We start from the raw sequence: 16,863 nt of genomic DNA, 5'->3' as shown, positions 1-16,863 counted from the left end.
TCACACCTCAAAAATAGGAAAACAGTCGTGCAGGTAAGACGGTCTGGCACGTGAAAAGTGCCTTGGCCCCGCCGCGCAAACTTCAAGCGCCCGCGAGAATACCCATGCGCCGCCATGGAGTGTCGAAAAAACGACGCCCTCGGCCCGCCGAGCGACCTTAGCGATTGAAGCGCGGCCCGTGATGGGTGCATTGTTGAACCTTGTCAGACGAGGGCGATTCATGAAAAAGCGTGTCGCACTGGTGCTGGGCTCAGGCGGGGCCCGGGGCTATGCCCATATCGGTGTCATCGAAGAAATCGAACGCCGCGGCTACGACATCGCCTGCATCGCGGGCTGCTCGATGGGCGCCGTGGTCGGCGGAATCTACGCCGCAGGCAAACTCGACGATTATCGCGACTGGATTGAAAGCCTGGACTACCTCGACGTCTTGCGTCTGGTGGACGTCAGTTTTCGTCTGGGGGCGATTCGTGGTGAAAAGGTGTTCGGGCAGATCCGCAAGATCGTCGGCGAGATCAACATCGAAGACTTGCGCATCCCTTACACGGCGGTGGCCACGGACCTGACCAACCAGCAGGAAATCTGGTTCCAGGAAGGTTGCCTGCACCAGGCCATGCGTGCCTCGGCGGCGATTCCCAGCCTGTTCACTCCGGTGATGCAGGGCAATCGCATGCTGGTGGACGGCGGCATCCTCAACCCTTTACCGATCGTGCCCGTGGTGTCGAGTCATTGCGACCTGATCATCGCGGTCAACCTCAACTCCACCAACCAGCGCCACTATCAATTGCCGGTGATTCAGCGTCCGGCGGCGTTCAAGACGCGGTTCGACAGCCTGATCAATTCCCTGGGTTCAAAATTGCCGTTCCGCCGCAAACAGGCGGAACAACTGCTGCTGCTGGAAAAGGAAGCGTTGATGGCCGAAGCGGCCGATATCAATCCCTGGATCGAATCCGCCGAACCCGAAGCCCAGCAACCGGCGGCCGCTCCCGAACGCGAGGGCGCACCAAAGTCAGCCACAGGCTCGTTCATCATCGACAACGTGGGGCCGGCGTCCTTGCTGGACCTGATCAACCAGAGTTTCGAGGTGATGCAGACGTCGTTGGCGCAGTACAAGATCGCCGGGTATCCGCCGGATATCCTGATTAACGTGCCGAAACGGGTGTGCCGGTTTTTCGAGTTTTACAAGGCACCGGAGTTGATCGCGTTGGGGCGGGAGATTGCGCGGGATACGCTGGATCGGTATGAGAATGAGCAGAACCGGGACTCTTGAAGTTCTCGAGTGATTGATCCGGCCTCTTCGCGGGCAAGCCTCGCTCCTACAGGATTTGAATCGTTCGCGAGCTTTGTGAACGACTCAAATCCTGTAGGAGCGAGGCTTGCCCGCGAAGACAATAAACCGGACACCAAAAATCTAGAGGCTACCCTCACTCAACAACCGATACCCAACCCCCGCTTCGGTGACGATAAATCTGGGCTGAGTCGGATCATCCGCCAGCTTCTGCCGCAAATGCCCCACCACAATCCGCAAATAATGACTGTCCTCGGTATGCGTCGGCCCCCAGATATCTTTCAGCAGTTGCTGCTGCGTGATCACCCGCCCGGGATGCCGCGCCAGTTGCGCCAGCACCGCATACTCCTTGCGGGTCAACGCGACTTCGGTACCGTCGAGCAATACCCGGCGATAGGCCAGGTCGACGGTCAACGGGCCGAACGTCAACGCCGCTTGCTGAGCCTCGCCAACCGGAGCCTGACGCAACAAGGCCCGCACCCGGGCAAGGAATTCCTGAATACCGAACGGCTTGGTCACGTAGTCGTTGGCACCGCCATCGAGCGCTTCAACCTTCTGCCCTTCGCTGGCACGCACCGAGAGCACCAGCACCGGCACTGTCGACCATTCGCGAAACTCGCGCAGCACTTGCTGGCCGTCCATGTCCGGCAGGCCGAGGTCGAGCACCAGCAAGTCGGGTTTGTTCAACGCGGCCTGGGCCAGGCCTTCGTTGCCAGTGCCTGCCTCCAGCACTTTGTAGCCTTGGGAAGCGAGGCTGATGCGCAGGAATTTGCGGATCTGCGGTTCGTCGTCGATGACCAAAATGGTCGCGGTCTGGCTCATGGTTTCCGGTCGCGGCATGGAGATGTCCAAAGGGTATCAGGCTTCACTTTCAAAACCCGGTTGTTCCTGCAAGGGCAAGTGCAACGTGATGCAGGTGCCGCGCCCTTCGATGCCCTCGGCGACGCTGATCCGACCGCCATGGGCGCCGACCATGCCCTGACAGATCGCCAGCCCCAACCCCGTGCCCTGCCCGCCCCGATCACCGCGGGCGGCGGTGTAGAACATATCGAAAATCTTCGCCCGCTCCTCCTCCGGAATTCCCGGCCCCTCGTCGCTGACCGAGAAAAACAGTTCGCTGTCGTCAGCCCCGGCGCGTAATTGCAATCGACCGTGAGCCGGTGAAAAACGCGCGGCGTTTTCCAGTACGTTGACCAGCGCCTGCTCGATCAGCGCGGCATGCACGTACAGCAGCGGCAATTCGGCCGGCACTTCGGTGCTGACTTGCAACGGCGCCAGCACCGCGCGCAGGCGATTGAGTGCACTGCCGACGATGTCGGCCGGCGACACCCAGTCCCGCGCCAGCTTCAACGCGCCGTGACCGAGGCGGGTCATGTCCAGCAGGTTTTGAATGTACCGGTCGAGGCGCTCAGCTTCATCGCGGGTGCCTTCGAGCAATTCGCGACGATCCTCCAGCGGGATCGCTTCGCCGAGGGCCAGCAAGCTGTCGATGCTGCCGCGCATGGACGTCAGCGGCGTGCGCAAATCGTGGGACACCGACGCCAGCAAGGCACTGCGCAACTGTTCAGTTTCGCCGTGCAGACGCGCAGCTTCCAGGTCTTCGGCCAGTTGCGCGCGGGCCAAGGCCTGGGCCAGCGGCTGACTCAACGCCGTCAACAAACGCCGACGCTGACCGCTCAAGGTCTGGCCTTCTTTGGCGCATACACCCAGCAGCGCCAACGGTCCGTCCTCCACCGACAACGGCCACCACCACCAACGCCCGAACGGCAGCGTGCCGGTGCCCGCGCCCGCCGGCTGGTCGTGTTGCCAGGCCCAATCGGCAGCGGCACGCTCGGCTTCGGAAAACGCCAGCGGGCCACCGGTCTCGACCTTCCAGCCACCTTGGCCGTCGTGGTTGAGCAGACACAGTTGCAGATCGCTCCAACCGTTGAGGTGCTGAGCCGCCGCGCTGACCACGGCCTGGCGGTCGGTGGCGGCAGTGAGTTTGCGCGACAGGTCGAGCAGTTCGCTGGTCTCTTCCTGGGTGTCGCGCAATGCCTGCAATTGCCGCCGTTGCCGCGCAGCGAGGTTACCGGTGAGGGCCGCCATCAGCAGGAAGAACAGCAAGGTCAATACATCTTCTTCGCGCTGGATGCGGAAGGAGAAATTTGGTGGAATGAACAGAAAGTCATAGGTCAGAAACGACAGCGCCGCACAGGCCAGGGCCGGGCCGAGGCTGCTGCGCACCGCCACCAGCAGCACGGCAGCGAGGAACACCAGCGAGATATTCGGCAGCGGCAAGACACTCGCCACGGCCCAGGCCAAAGCAGTGGCCAACACCGTCGCCACTACCGCCAGCGCGTAGTCGAACCACACCAGCGAATGCGCCGCACGCTGACGCGGCTGATGCTGTTCGTGATCGCTGTCGAGGACGTTGATTTCCAATCCGCGCGCATTGCGCAGCAAGCGTGACGCCAGACCGCCACCGAATAGCCGACGACGCAATCGCTGTCGGGATTGACCGACCAGCACCAGGCTGGCGCGGCGTTCGGCGGCGTGCTGGATCAGGGTTTTGGCGACTTCGCCGGCACGCAGCAACACCACTTCACCGCCAAGGCGTTCGGCCAGTTGCTGGGCACTTTGCAGGCGCAGGCGCGATTGCTCGTCGCGCACGCTGCCGTTGTCCACATGCACCAGGCTCCACGGCAGATGCCGACGCTGGGCGACACGGCTGGCGTGGCGCACCAGGCGCTCGGCCTGGGCATCGCCATCGACCCCCACCAACAATCGACCGCGCACGGCTGGCGCGGCTTGGCCGAGTTGTCGATAACCCTGGGCGAGGTCATCGTCGACCTGCGCAGCGGCGGTTTGCATCGCCAGTTCGCGCAAAGCAGTGAGGTTGGTCTGGGTGAAAAAGGCGTCGATGGCCGCCCGCGCCTGCTCCGGCACGTAGACTTTGCCATCGCGCAGACGCTCGAGCAGCTCGCGTGGTGGCAGGTCGATCAGCAGCAGTTCGTAGGCTTCTTGCAGCACCCAGTCCGGCAGGGTTTCGCGAACCTGCACGCCGGTGATCCCGCGCACTTGATCGTTGAGGCTTTCGAGGTGCTGGACGTTGACCGTGGTGAACACGTCGATGCCGGCGGCGAGCAGTTCCTGGATGTCTTGCCAGCGCTTGGCGTGACGGCTGCCGGGGGCATTGGTGTGGGCCAGTTCGTCCACCAGCACCAGTTTCGGCTTTGCCGCGAGCAGGCCGTCGAGGTCCATTTCTTCAAGCATCACGCCACGGTATTCCGAGCGCACCAAGGGCTGTTGCGGCAAGCCGCCGAGCAGTGCTTCGGTTTCGGCGCGGCCGTGGGTTTCGACCACGCCGGCGATGACTTTCACGCCTTGGCGTAGTTGGGTATGGGCGGCTTGCAGCATGGCGTAGGTCTTGCCGACACCGGGCGCGGCGCCGAGGAAGACCTTGAGCCGGCCACGGCCATCGCGGGGCAGGTGTGCTAACAACGCGTCGGCGCGGCCGGAGTCACTCATTTGTCATTGCCTTATCTTGATTGATCGTTCCCACGCTCCGCGTGGGAATACAGCCCGGGACGCTCCGCGTCCCCTTCAGAGCCGAACGCGGAGCGTCCGTTGATGCATTCCCACGCAGAGCGTTGGAACGATCATCTTCTACAGGTTTTCCAGCGCAATGTTCAATGCCAGCACATTAACCACTGGCGGACCAACGAGCGGCTGCTCAATGTGCGCATTCATCAATTGCTGAAGCGTAGACACCGGCAAATTACGCGCCGCCGCAACACGCGCCAGTTGATAGGCAATTGCCGCCGGTGGCAAGTGTGGATCGAGGCCGCTGCCGGAGGTGGTCACCATCGCCAAGGGCACTGGCCCCTGACCGGGCACCACCAGTTTGCTGGCATCGTCAATCACGCGAGTCGCGAGCGCCGGGTTGCTCGGCGAAAGGTTGCTGGCACCGCTCGCCACGGTGGCAAACGCACCCGCCGATGGCCGTGGATGGAACCAGGCGTCGCCGACGAAATCCTGGGCGATCAGTGAGGAGCCGCGGATCTTGCCGTCGGCATCGCGCACCAGGCTACCATTGGCTTGATCCGGGAACGCGACCTGGGCGACACCGGTGACAACCAAGGGGTAAGCGACGCCGGTGATCAGGGTCATCAGCACGAGCAGGCTCAGTGCGGGACGTATCATTGTGGACATTTCAAAATCCTCGAATTCGGTAAATAACTCAGGCCTGGAAATCGCCACCATCCTGTGGCGAGGGGGCTTGCCCCCGTTGGGCTGCGCAGCAGCCCCAGAACCTGCAACTTCATTTCTTCAGGCATACCGCAGGCATCAGGTTGGCGACTGCTTCGCAGCCGAACGGGGGCAAGCCCCCTCGCCACAGAGACCGCGCCACCCGATAGAGCGTTAGACCAGATGCAACGCCGTCAACAACATGTCGATCGCCTTGATGCCCACGAACGGCACCAGAATCCCGCCCAATCCGTAGATCAGAAGATTGCGTCGCAGCAACGCCGCCGCACTCGCCGCCTGCACCCGCACCCCGCGCAGCGCCAGCGGAATCAGCACCACAATGATCAAGGCGTTGAACACGATCGCCGACAGAATCGCGCTCTGCGGGCTGGCCAGATGCATGACGTTCAGCACGCCCAATTGCGGGTAGATCGAAGCGAACAGCGCCGGCAAAATCGCAAAGTACTTGGCCACGTCGTTGGCGATGGAAAAGGTCGTCAGTGCACCGCGGGTCACCAGCAGTTCTTTACCGATCTGCACCACGTCCAGCAGCTTGGTCGGATCGCTGTCGAGGTCGACCATGTTCGCCGCCTCGCGCGCTGCTTGCGTGCCGTCGTTCATCGCCATGCCCACATCCGCCTGGGCCAGGGCCGGGGCGTCGTTGGCGCCGTCACCGCACATGGCGACCAGACGACCGTCGTTCTGCTCGTGGCGAATGCGCGCCAGTTTTTTCTCCGGTGTGGCTTCGGCCAGCACGTCATCGACGCCCGCCTCGGCCGCAATCGCCGCAGCGGTCAGCGGGTTGTCGCCGGTCACCATGACCGTGCGAATCCCCAGCTTGCGCAACTCGGCAAAACGCTCACGGATGCCGGGCTTGACCACGTCCTTGAGGTGGATCGCACCGAGCAATTTACCGTCGGCGCAGACCAGCAACGGGGTGCCGCCGCTCTGCGCAATCTTGTCGATTTCCCGGGACAGCGGCGCGGCCAAATCAGCACGTTTCAGGCCAACGAAGGCCAGCAACGAATCGACCGCACCTTTGCGGTACACGCGCCCTTGATAGTCGACGCCGGACAAGCGGGTTTCAGCGCTGAACGGCACAGCGGTCAACACCTCAGCCGAGGGCTCAGGTTGCGGCTGAGTCCCGCGCAGGTATTCGACGATGGACTTGCCCTCAGCGGTGTCGTCGGCCAGCGAAGCGAACAACGCACCCTCGGCCAGCTCCTTAGCGGTCACGCCGGGCGCTGCATAAACAGCGGTGCAACGACGATTACCGAAGGTGATGGTGCCGGTCTTGTCCAGCAGCAGGACGTGTACGTCCCCCGCCGCTTCCACGGCGCGACCGGATTTGGCGATCACATTCAAGCGCACCAGACGGTCCATCCCGGCGATACCGATGGCCGATAACAGACCGCCAATGGTGGTCGGAATCAGCGTGACCAATAACGCCACCAGGAACACCAGCGGCAGGCTGCCGTTGGCGAAGTGGGCGAATGGTTGCAGTGTCACGACCACCAGCAGGAAGATCAGGGTCAGGCCGATCAGCAGGATGTCGAGCGCCACTTCGTTCGGGGTTTTCTGCCGTTTCGCGCCTTCGACCAGGGCGATCATGCGGTCCAGGGTCGACTCGCCCGGGTTGGCGGTGATGCGCACCAGCAGCCAGTCGGAGACCAGTCGGGTGTTGCCGGTGACGGCCGAACGGTCGCCACCGGATTCGCGGATCACCGGCGCGGATTCACCGGTAATCGCCGCTTCGTTGACCGCCGCGATACCCTCGATCACCTCGCCGTCGCCGGGGATCATTTCCCCCGCTTCGACACGCACCACATCGCCTTTGCGCAGGCTGGTGGCCGGCACCACTTGAAAGCTGCCGTTGCTGGTTTTGCGGCGGGCGCTCAAGCCTTCGCTGCCGGCCTTGAGGCTGTCGGCGCGGGCCTTGCCGCGACCTTCGGCCAGGGCTTCGGCGAAGTTGGCAAACAGCACGGTGAACCACAGCCACAACGCGATTTGCGCAGCGACAAAGGTCGGCACGCTGCTGTCGGGAATGAAGCACAGCACGGTGGTCAGGATCGCGGTCAGCTCGACCACCAGCATCACCGGCGCACGCTGCAATTGCCGTGGGTCGAGCTTGACGAAGGCTTGCACCAGCGCCGGACGCCACAGGGCCGAGATCGCGGTTTTCGGTTGTTCCGGCGCCTTGGCGACGACGGTTTTGGTTACGGGCATATTCATCATCAGATCCTCAGAAGCCCATGCTCAAGTGTTCAGCAATCGGGCCCAGCGCCAGCGTCGGCAAGAAGGTCAAACCACCCACCAGCAAAATGGTCACGGTCAGCAAGGTCACGAACAGCGGGCCATGGGTCGGGAAGCTGTTCTGGCCGATCGGCGCGGTTTTCTTCATCGCCAGACTGCCGGCCAACGCCAGTACCGGGAGGATGTAACCGAAGCGACCGATCAACATGCCCAGACCGAGCATCAGGTTGTGGAACGCCGTGTTGGCACCGAAACCGCCGAACGCCGAACCGTTGTTGGCACTGGCCGAGGTGTAGGCGTACAGCAACTGGCTGAAACCGTGGGCGCCGGGGTTGCTCACCGCCGCTACAGGGCCAGGCAAGCTCGCGGCAATCGCGCCGAGCACCAGCACACCGACCGGCATCACCAGCAACGTCACCACCAGCAATTGCACTTCTTTGGCCTGCAATTTCTTGCCGAGGTATTCCGGCGTACGGCCGATCATCAGGCCGGCGAGGAACACCGCGATCAACACGTTGAGCAACATGCCGTAGAGCCCGGCGCCGACGCCGCCGAAGATCACTTCGCCGACCATCATGTTGACCATCGCGACCATGCCGCTCAGCGGGTTGAGGCTGTCGTGCATGCCGTTGACCGACCCGTTGGACGCCGCCGTGGTGGTCACCGACCACAGCACGGTGGCAGTGGTGCCGAAGCGCGCTTCCTTGCCTTCCAGCGGCGCGGTCTGTTCGACGGCGACGTTGTTCAGGGTCGGGTTCGGTTGGTATTCAGCCCACAACGAGGTCGCGCCGCCGATCAGGAACAGTGCCAGCATGCAGGCGATGATTGCGCGGCTCTGACGCAGGTCTTTCACGTAGTGGCCGAAGGTAAATACCAGCGCCACCGGGATCAGAATGATCGAGCCGACTTCAAACAGGTTGCTCCACGCCGTCGGGTTCTCGAACGGGTGCGCCGAGTTGACGCCGAAGAAGCCACCGCCGTTGGTGCCCAGTTGCTTGATCGCAATCTGGCTGGCGGCCGGGCCCAGTGGAATCACCTGATCGACGCCTTGCATCGTCACGGCATTCACGTACTGCGCGAAGGTTTGCGGCACACCCTGCCAGACCAGGTACAGCGCCAGCAGCAGGCACAGCGGCAACAGGCCGTAGAGGGTGGCGCGGGTCATGTCGACCCAGAAGTTGCCGAGGGTTTTACTCGACTTGCGACCGATACCGCGGCACAGCGCAACCAATACCGCCAGGCCGGTGGCGGCGCTGACGAAGTTCTGCACGGTGAGACCGACCATCTGACTCAGGTAGCTCAGGGTCGCTTCGCCGCTGTAGGACTGCCAGTTGGTATTGGTCATGAAGCTGACGGCAGTATTGAACGCTTGTGTCCACTCCTGACCCGGCAGGTTTTGCGGGTTCAGTGGCAAGTAATCCTGAAACAACAGAATCGCGAACAACAGCAAAAAGCCCGCGAGGTTGAAGGCGAGCAAGGCCAGGGTGTATTTCTGCCAGCTCTGTTCGGCCTGCGGATCAACGCCGGCCACCCGATAACAGCCACGTTCGACCGGTCCGAGGATCGGCGAAAGCAAAGTGCGCTGCCCTTCCATGACCTTGTAGTAGAACCGCCCAAGGAACGGTGCCGGAATCAGCACCAGGGCAAAGAAGGCGAGGATCAGCCAATAGTCATAACTGTGCATAGCCGCTCCTAGTTCCGGTCCGCGCGCAACAGCGCAACCAACAGATAAATGAACAGCCCCACTGCCAAAAGCAGTGACACCCCGTCCAGAACGCTCATGGAAGTTCTCCGTGTTACGGCGTATTGCCGCGTGTGGAGCCATTGTCGGCAGGGAGGCTGTAAAGGAACGAGACCGAGGGTGTTGGCTGTGCATAAAGAAAGCGTAAAGAGTGGGTTTGGCTTCGTTACAGCGGTGTTCGCACGAGCGGTTTCGCGGACCAGACGTTCCTCTAACGGATTTTGCGGGCTGCCTGGACGCCCGGTCTGACTAAAGGAGCTTGGCTTGCCCACGATGGGGACCACCCAATGGCGGCATCAACTGCCCGACCAACTAACCACGTCTGCCGCTCGCATCCGGTTGCAGTTTGAGCAAGAATGTCGGCCCCCGAAATCCTTTGCAGGAAAAACCATGAATATTGTCACCACCGATTTACCCGGTGTTCTGATTATCGAACCGAAGGTTTTTGGTGACGATCGAGGCTTTTTTTACGAGAGCTTCAATGCCAAGGCCTTTCAACTGGCGACTGGTCTGGATACCCGATTCGTTCAGGACAATCATTCGCGCTCTCTAAAAGGCGTATTGCGCGGGCTGCATTACCAGTTGGAAAACACACAAGGCAAACTGGTTCGCGTGACCGCTGGCGAAGTACTTGACGTCGCCGTAGACATCCGTCGCAGCTCGCCGCACTTCGGCAAATGGGTTGCGGTGCGCTTGTCCGCCGAGAATCACCGCCAGCTCTGGGTGCCGGAAGGTTTCGCGCATGGTTTTATGGTGCTGAGCGAGTTCGCCGAGTTTCTCTACAAAACCACTGACTACTACACCCCGTCTGCCGAACGCAGCATCCGCTGGGATGACCCGGACCTGGCCATCGATTGGCAACTGGACGAAGCTCCGCGGCTATCCGGGAAGGATCAGGCTGCGGAATTCTTCAAGGATGCCGAGGTTTTTTCCTAACCTCGGTACCTCGCTCCCACAGTTGGAGCGCGCCAGCCCGGATGACACCCTTCCCCTGTGGAGCGAGCCTGCTCGCGAAGGCGGCAAGATAGGCAATAACGCCCCTAACTGGCGCACAACCAAGACACATCCAGCAACCACCATCCCGAATGCGACGGCTTTAGATCCATAACGACTGCCGTCACAACGCTGGCACGCCCACTGCAAACGCCCTCCCTGAAGCTGTCCAAACCGTTCAGGGAGCAAACGCATGAACACACAACTCAAACCCACGCTGGGCACGTTGCACCTGTGGGGCATCGCGGTCGGGCTGGTGATTTCCGGTGAGTATTTCGGCTGGAGTTACGGCTGGGGCGTGGCCGGAACACTCGGGTTCCTGGTGACCTCGTTCATGGTCGCCACGATGTACACCTGCTTTATCTTCAGTTTCACCGAGCTGACGACGGCGATTCCCCATGCCGGCGGCCCCTTTGCCTACAGCCGCCGCGCCTTCGGCGAGAAAGGCGGATTGATCGCCGGGCTGGCGACACTGATCGAATTCGTTTTCGCGCCGCCGGCAATTGCCTTGGCTATCGGTGCGTACCTGAATGTGCAATTCCCGGCCCTTGACCCGAAACACGCAGCAGTCGGCGCTTACATCGTGTTCATGGGCCTGAACATTCTCGGCGTGAAACTGGCCGCAACCTTCGAGTTGATTGTCTGCGTATTGGCCGTGGCGGAACTGCTGGTGTTCATGGGCGTGGTCGCTCCGGCGTTCAGTTTCAGTAACTTCGCGCTCAATGGCTGGGCCGGTTCCGATGTGTTCGGGGCGCCGGCGATTGCCGGGATGTTCGCGGCGATTCCTTTCGCCATCTGGTTCTTCCTCGCCATCGAAGGTGCGGCGATGGCCGCCGAAGAAGCCAAGGACCCGAAACGCACGATTCCCAAGGCCTACATCAGCGGCATTCTGACCCTGGTCTTGCTGGCCATGGGCGTGATGTTCTTTGCCGGCGGCGTCGGCGACTGGCGCACCCTGTCGAACATCAACGACCCGCTGCCACAAGCCATGAAGGCCGTGGTCGGCGAAAGCTCGGGCTGGTTGCACATGCTGGTATGGATCGGCCTGTTCGGCCTGGTGGCGAGTTTTCACGGGATCATCCTTGGCTACTCGCGGCAGTTCTTCGCCCTCGCCCGCGCCGGTTACTTGCCGGCATCACTGGCCAAACTGTCGCGCTTCCAGACACCCCACCGGGCGATCATTGCCGGCGGCGTAATCGGTATCGCGGCGATCTACAGCGATGGTCTGATCAACCTCGGTGGCATGACGCTGACCGCGGCGATGATTACCATGGCGGTGTTCGGCGCAATCGTGATGTACATCATGAGCATGCTCAGCCTGTTCAAGTTGCGTAAAACCGAACCGAACCTGGAGCGCACCTTCCGCGCGCCGTGCTACCCGTTGGTGCCGCTCATTGCGCTGATATTGGCGGTGGTGTGCCTGGTGGCGATGGCCTGGTTCAACACGTTGATCGGGTTGATCTTCCTCGGCTTCATGGCGGTGGGATTCGTGTACTTCATGCTCACCGCGCAGCTGCGCGCGGATGCGCCGGCGGACGCGATGCTGACGGGCCTCTAATCAGCCAAGTGCGGCAGTCATATCAGGCATAGAATTGAACCACTGCGAAATGAAATCGCTCAAAGTGGTATGCACGATCGATTGGCGAAACCCGCCCATCGGCCTGCCCTCAAGGAGAGCCCTATGCCCTGGTATGCCTGGTTGATTCTGGTCGTTGCGATCGGCTCGATCGTTGGTGGTTTGATGATGCTGCGTGACACCGCCAACAAGGTCGAATTGACCGATGAGCAACGTAAACGCGTCGCGGAACGCAACGCGGAAGCGGACGCCAAGGATGCGCAGGACCGCTAAAAAAAAAACCCTGTCATTCTTCCCGAATGACAGGATTTTTGCGTTCTACTTTTCCCATTCGGCCTTGGCAATGTGCAGGCCGTGCAGCCCTTTGTACGCAGCCCGTTCAGGCTGGCTCCAGCCCTCAAGCAACGAATCCTCCAACCGGTAAATCTCCACCCCCAGCGGGCGACAGACGCTCAGCGGATCCTGCGCATCCGGCCCCCACATGGCCAGCGACAGGTCCCCTCCCGGACAGGTCGACAGCGCACACAGCAGATCGATCTCGGCAAAGAACTCCAGGTAATCGCCCTTCTGCGCCGGACAGGCCTTCATGAAGTACATGTCGTCGTGGTTCAGGCCCGTGCACTGGAAAATGTTCAGCACGTCATGCACATCGAACTCGGTCAGGCCATGGGGCAACACGGCGCGCGTCAGGTTGGAGTGGCAGTGATGATGGAAATCCTCGCCGGTAAGCATTTTGTTCACATAGGGATCGCAGCGAGTGCCCAGCAAATCGTGCAAGCGCCCGCCATGTTCGTCGATGCCGTAACCGGCCAGGCTGTCATCGGTGATGGTCACCAGCGGCCGCAAGAAAGGCAGGTTCGACCAGAGCCGGTCATGGGTGCTGACATGGGCGCCCTGCAGCTGCCGGGTCCGCGCCGCCCACAGACGTTCACGCGGGTCGTTGGCATTCCAGACATTGAAGTCGCCCACTTGCGGGCCGACCGGCGTGGTCACGCGAAACACGTGCCCGGCCGGTACGTTCCAGGCCCGCCCGGTGCGGATCGGCACTTCGAACTGCTCGATCAGCGTACGGCCCTGCTTTTTATCGCGGATCCGTTCGTAGAAGGCTTTGTCCACCTGCAAGGCCGAGCCTTTGCTGACTTGATAGGCCGCCGGATAGTCTTTGTACATGGCACAAATCCTCGATCAGTGATGGGAGGTTGGAGCAAGCATTAGCAGCAGAAGGTGTTCAGAGTCATCAAGATAAGCGCTCATGGCGTCCGCGGCCGCGCGCTTGTCGCCCTCGACAAGGAAGTCATGGATCTGCCGGTCGCGTGCCAGCCAGGGCGCCTGAAAACGTGATTCATCGGGCGCGGTGCAGAACGCCAGGCGCAGTTGCGCAACAATGTTGGTGAAAAACTCATCGAACAATGGGCTGCGCAGAAGCCCGACGATGTGTTGATGAAACGCGAGGCTGTGGGTGCCGACGGCGCGCCAGTCCTCGCGCTCCCGGGCCAGCTCGGTGGCCTCCAGCGCCTCGAGCATCCGGCCGGATTGGTCGTCGCGCAATGCCTGGCTCACGCTGATGGCTTGCAGCTCCAGGGTGCGGCGGACCTTGAACAGATCCCGAACATCATCAACGCCCAGCTTGCGCACCATCACGCCCTTGTTGCGCACGTAACGGGTCAGACCATCCTGGCCCAGGCGGTGCAACGCTTCACGAATGGTGTTGCGGGAAGCGTTGTAGGCAGACACCAGATCGTTCTCCACCAGCGCCATGCCGGGCAGCAAACGGCCGCCAATGATGTCGGCGCGCAACTCCAATGTGATGTGATCGGCCAGGGACAGTCCACTGTTCATGCTCATTGCCTCATGATTGTTCAACAATCGTCAGCTGATACGTAATCACTATTCGTGCCAGCTGAATCGATGCGGCAGGACAAAGTTGGACGCATCTGCATGCTTTTTAGAAGTAGAAGTACAGTCACCATCCCATTTTCATTAGTTAAGATGGCGCATTGTTGCGGAGATTCCAGATGCGTTACTCGCAGGACCATAAAGCCCAGACCCATCAACGCATCATCAAGGAAGCATCAGCGCGATTTCGTCGTGACGGTATTGGCGCGACCGGCCTGCAACCCCTGATGAAAGCGTTGGGTCTGACCCACGGCGGCTTCTACTCGCACTTCAAGTCCAAGGATGAACTGGTAGAAAAGGCTTTGCAGGCTGCCGGCGAGCAGTGCGACGCCATCTGTGCCGAGCTGTTCGCTCAGGATCGCCCGCTGGAAACGTTCATCGATACCTATCTGTCCGAATGGCACCAGACTTCACCCGATGAGGGTTGCCCGCTGCCGACCATGTCATCGGAGCTGGGTTTGCGCGGACAACCGAGTCCGACCTCAGACGTGGTGCTCAATTCAAGGCTTGAACAAGTGCAAGGCACACTGGAAGGTGAAGATGCCGTCGACCGCAGCATCTTCATCATGTCTGCTTTGGTCGGGGCGTTGCTGCTATCGCGCAGCGTCGAGAACCCAGAGTTGGCGCAGCGGATTCTCGACGTCACACGTGAGTTTCTCAAACAACCCCTGGCCTAATCCTGCCAGCGCTTGAACAACACGCTGGCATTGACCCCGCCAAACCCGAAGCCATTGGACAATGCGTACTCAATGGCCATCGGCCGCGCCTGACCGTGGACGATGTCCACACCTTGCGCCGCCGGATCCGGGTTCTCGAAATTCAGGGTGGGCGGCACGACTTGATCGCGGATCGACAACAGCGTGAAGATCGCCTCAATCCCGCCCGCCGCCCCCAGCAAATGCCCGGTGGCGGACTTGGTCGACGTCACCGCGATCTTGTTGTCCGAACCGAACAATGACTTGATGGCGGCCAACTCACCAAGGTCCCCAACCGGGGTCGAGGTGGCGTGAGCGTTGAGGTGCTGCACCTCTGCGGCAGAAATGCCCGCCTGGGCCAATGCCAGCGACATCGCCCGGCGCGCACCGCTGCCATCTTCAGGACCGGCAGTCAGGTGATAGGCGTCGGCGCTGGTGCCGTACCCGACCAGTTCGGCCAAGGGCTGAGCGCCACGGGCAAGGGCATGTTCCAGTGATTCGATCACCAGCAGACCCGCGCCCTCACCCATCACGAAACCATCACGACCACTGTCGAACGGCCGTGAGGCGCGCTCCGGGGTGTCGTTGTAACCGCTGGACAAGGCACGCGCCGCCGCGAATCCGGCAAGGCTGACCCGATCGATCGCAGCCTCCGCGCCACCGCACACGGCAATATCGGCCTCACCACAACGAATCAGCCGCGCCGCGTCGCCGATCGCCTGGACACCGGCCGCGCATGCTGTCACTGGAGCACCCAGCGGGCCTTTGAAACCATGCTGGATCGACACATGACCGGCCGCGAGGTTGACCAGAAATGATGGAATGGTGAATGGCGACAAACGTCGCGGGCCACGGCTATCCGTGGTCCGGACCGCATCGGCAATCGCGCCGAAACCTCCCACGCCCGAGCCGATAATTGTCGCGGTGCGCTCCTGAGCCTTAGCGTCTTGCGCTTGCCAGCCGGCCTGATCCAACGCCTGGCGCGCGGCCTCCATGGCAAACATGATGAAGCGGTCCATTTTTTTCTGCTCTTTGGGCGGCGTCGCCCGATCCGGGTCAAAACCCGCCTCGGGATCTTCCGCCACGCTGAGCACTGCGCCACCGACCTTGGCCGGCAGATCGGCGACCACGTTGTCAGGCAGGTTACGCAGCCCGGAGCGCCCGGCCAGCAGACGCTCCCAGACCGCCTCGATACCGCTACCCAGCGGAGACACCAGGCCCATTCCCGTTACAACCACTCGACGATCACTCATACCGCAATTACCTCAAGCCGATTGAAGGCGCCTCACTTGTAACGCGTGGCGGCCGTACTTTTGGAAAGATTCGGCGCCATCACCAGACGGGCTTTTACAAAGTCGTCCCATTCGGAGGCGTTCGGTAACGAGGGAATGGTGACCAGCTCACCCTGGTCCAGACCGGACAATGCAGCGTCCACCATCTCCCCGGCTTCCATCACCATGTCCGCGGGAATCTGAGTAGCGTCGATACCGGAGCGCTCCCAGATTTCGGTGCGTGTTACGCCTGGCAACACGGCCTGAACCTTGACCCCGGTACCGTCCAGTTCCGCGTTCAACGACTGGGTCAGACTTAACACATAAGCCTTGCTGGCGCTGTAAGTCGCATTGAACCGCTCAGGAAACAAGGCCACCACCGAGGCGATATTGATGATCGAGCCACGGCCTGCCTTGGCAAAAGCGGCGGCAGCTGCTGATGCCAGGCGTGTGACGGTGGTGACGTTGAGTTGAATCAGTTTTTCCATCTGGTCCATGTCGGAATTCGCCAACAGACCATCAGCGGCAACACCGGCGTTGTTCAGCAGCAGACTGATACTCGAGTCGCTGCGCAGACGTTGTTCAATCTTCAGAACATCATCTTTTTGTGTGAGGTCTGCCTTGAGTACTTCGACCTGGACGCCATGTTCGGTGCGCAGCTTGCTCGCCGCTGCCTGCAAGCGTTCCTCGTCGCGAGCGACCAGCAGCAGATCATAACCTCGGGCAGCCAACCGCTCAGCGTAGATGGCGCCGATACCGGAGGAGGCTCCGGTGACGAGGGCGGTTCCTTGGTTCTGGACAGAATTCATGAGCGTGCTCCTGTGAGGATGCGCCTGGAAGATAAATGCCTGAGCGCTTCGGCGGATTGAGGAATTATTATAGGCATAATCCAAAGGCAATATGATAGCCGTAATTTTTTATAG

Annotated in this window: 15 protein-coding genes; 5 read left to right on the top strand and 10 right to left on the bottom strand. The window is 61.3% G+C overall.

Annotation, left to right across the window (positions count from 1 at the left end; genetic code table 11):
• The first annotated feature begins 220 nt into the window (after positions 1-220).
• Positions 221-1,267 (top strand): patatin-like phospholipase family protein, encoded by a 1,047-nt coding sequence (locus ACIQV9_RS17370; protein ID WP_403103782.1) that lies wholly within the window; start codon positions 221-223, stop codon positions 1,265-1,267.
• Between the two features lie 141 nt (positions 1,268-1,408).
• Here the strand turns inward: ACIQV9_RS17370 and ACIQV9_RS17365 are convergent, their stop codons facing one another.
• The 6 genes from ACIQV9_RS17365 to kdpF all read right to left on the bottom strand — a co-directional run bounded on the left by ACIQV9_RS17365 (position 1,409) and on the right by kdpF (position 9,550).
• Positions 1,409-2,107: a response regulator gene (locus tag ACIQV9_RS17365; RefSeq protein ID WP_403103996.1), complete on the bottom strand. Its 699-nt coding sequence runs from the start codon at positions 2,105-2,107 to the stop codon at positions 1,409-1,411.
• Positions 2,108-2,143: 36 nt separating this feature from the next.
• Positions 2,144-4,795 carry a DUF4118 domain-containing protein gene (locus ACIQV9_RS17360; RefSeq protein WP_403103780.1) on the bottom strand — a complete coding sequence of 884 codons (2,652 nt, stop codon included), beginning with the start codon at positions 4,793-4,795 and terminating at the stop codon, positions 2,144-2,146.
• A gap of 138 nt (positions 4,796-4,933) precedes the next feature.
• Positions 4,934-5,479, bottom strand: coding sequence for a potassium-transporting ATPase subunit KdpC (gene kdpC / locus ACIQV9_RS17355; protein WP_403103777.1), 546 nt, complete (start codon positions 5,477-5,479; stop codon positions 4,934-4,936).
• Between the two features lie 210 nt (positions 5,480-5,689).
• Positions 5,690-7,747: a potassium-transporting ATPase subunit KdpB gene (kdpB, locus tag ACIQV9_RS17350; RefSeq protein ID WP_403103776.1), complete on the bottom strand. Its 2,058-nt coding sequence runs from the start codon at positions 7,745-7,747 to the stop codon at positions 5,690-5,692.
• A gap of 10 nt (positions 7,748-7,757) precedes the next feature.
• Positions 7,758-9,452: a potassium-transporting ATPase subunit KdpA gene (gene kdpA, locus ACIQV9_RS17345; protein WP_403103773.1), complete on the bottom strand. Its 1,695-nt coding sequence runs from the start codon at positions 9,450-9,452 to the stop codon at positions 7,758-7,760.
• An 8-nt stretch (positions 9,453-9,460) separates the two neighbouring features.
• On the bottom strand, positions 9,461-9,550 hold the full coding sequence (gene kdpF, locus ACIQV9_RS17340; protein WP_007899818.1) for a K(+)-transporting ATPase subunit F: 90 nt from the start codon (positions 9,548-9,550) through the stop codon (positions 9,461-9,463).
• 349 nt (positions 9,551-9,899) lie between these two features.
• Here kdpF and rfbC point away from each other — a divergent pair, with 349 nt between their 5' ends.
• The 3 genes from rfbC (at position 9,900) to ACIQV9_RS17325 (ending at position 12,351) form a co-directional block, all read left to right on the top strand.
• Positions 9,900-10,445, top strand: a complete 546-nt coding sequence (rfbC, locus tag ACIQV9_RS17335) for a dTDP-4-dehydrorhamnose 3,5-epimerase (RefSeq protein ID WP_403103771.1) — start codon at positions 9,900-9,902, stop codon at positions 10,443-10,445.
• Positions 10,446-10,695: 250 nt separating this feature from the next.
• The gene (eat, locus tag ACIQV9_RS17330; protein WP_403103769.1) at positions 10,696-12,060 is read left to right on the top strand and encodes an ethanolamine permease; all 1,365 of its coding nucleotides are present in this window, start codon (positions 10,696-10,698) and stop codon (positions 12,058-12,060) included.
• 123 nt (positions 12,061-12,183) lie between these two features.
• Entirely contained in the window at positions 12,184-12,351 is a 168-nt protein-coding gene (locus ACIQV9_RS17325; RefSeq protein ID WP_007931351.1) for a DUF2897 family protein, read from the top strand.
• 45 nt (positions 12,352-12,396) lie between these two features.
• Here ACIQV9_RS17325 and ACIQV9_RS17320 read toward each other — a convergent pair whose 3' ends face one another.
• Positions 12,397-13,248, bottom strand: a complete 852-nt coding sequence (locus ACIQV9_RS17320) for an urea carboxylase-associated family protein (RefSeq protein WP_403103766.1) — start codon at positions 13,246-13,248, stop codon at positions 12,397-12,399.
• A gap of 15 nt (positions 13,249-13,263) precedes the next feature.
• Complete coding sequence (locus tag ACIQV9_RS17315) at positions 13,264-13,917, bottom strand: GntR family transcriptional regulator (protein WP_403103763.1); 654 nt, start codon at positions 13,915-13,917, stop codon at positions 13,264-13,266.
• Positions 13,918-14,093: 176 nt separating this feature from the next.
• On the opposite strand from ACIQV9_RS17315, the gene ACIQV9_RS17310 reads away from it, so the two are divergent.
• Entirely contained in the window at positions 14,094-14,651 is a 558-nt protein-coding gene (locus ACIQV9_RS17310) for a TetR/AcrR family transcriptional regulator (RefSeq protein ID WP_403103760.1), read from the top strand.
• Here ACIQV9_RS17310 and fabF read toward each other — a convergent pair.
• Together fabF and ACIQV9_RS17300 are read right to left on the bottom strand one after the other, a co-directional pair.
• Complete coding sequence (gene fabF / locus ACIQV9_RS17305) at positions 14,648-15,922, bottom strand: beta-ketoacyl-ACP synthase II (protein ID WP_403103757.1); 1,275 nt, start codon at positions 15,920-15,922, stop codon at positions 14,648-14,650. The two genes, ACIQV9_RS17310 and fabF, sit on opposite strands and share 4 nt — an antisense overlap.
• 32 nt (positions 15,923-15,954) lie before the next feature.
• A complete protein-coding gene (locus ACIQV9_RS17300) occupies positions 15,955-16,749 on the bottom strand; it encodes an SDR family NAD(P)-dependent oxidoreductase (protein ID WP_403103754.1) in 795 nt (264 codons plus the stop codon).
• Positions 16,750-16,863 lie beyond the last annotated feature (114 nt).

Origin of the sequence: Pseudomonas sp. NPDC099000 (assembly GCF_044759925.1) — a bacterium.
Classification (GTDB): domain Bacteria; phylum Pseudomonadota; class Gammaproteobacteria; order Pseudomonadales; family Pseudomonadaceae; genus Aquipseudomonas.
This window is presented reverse-complemented; position numbering and strand designations above follow the sequence as displayed.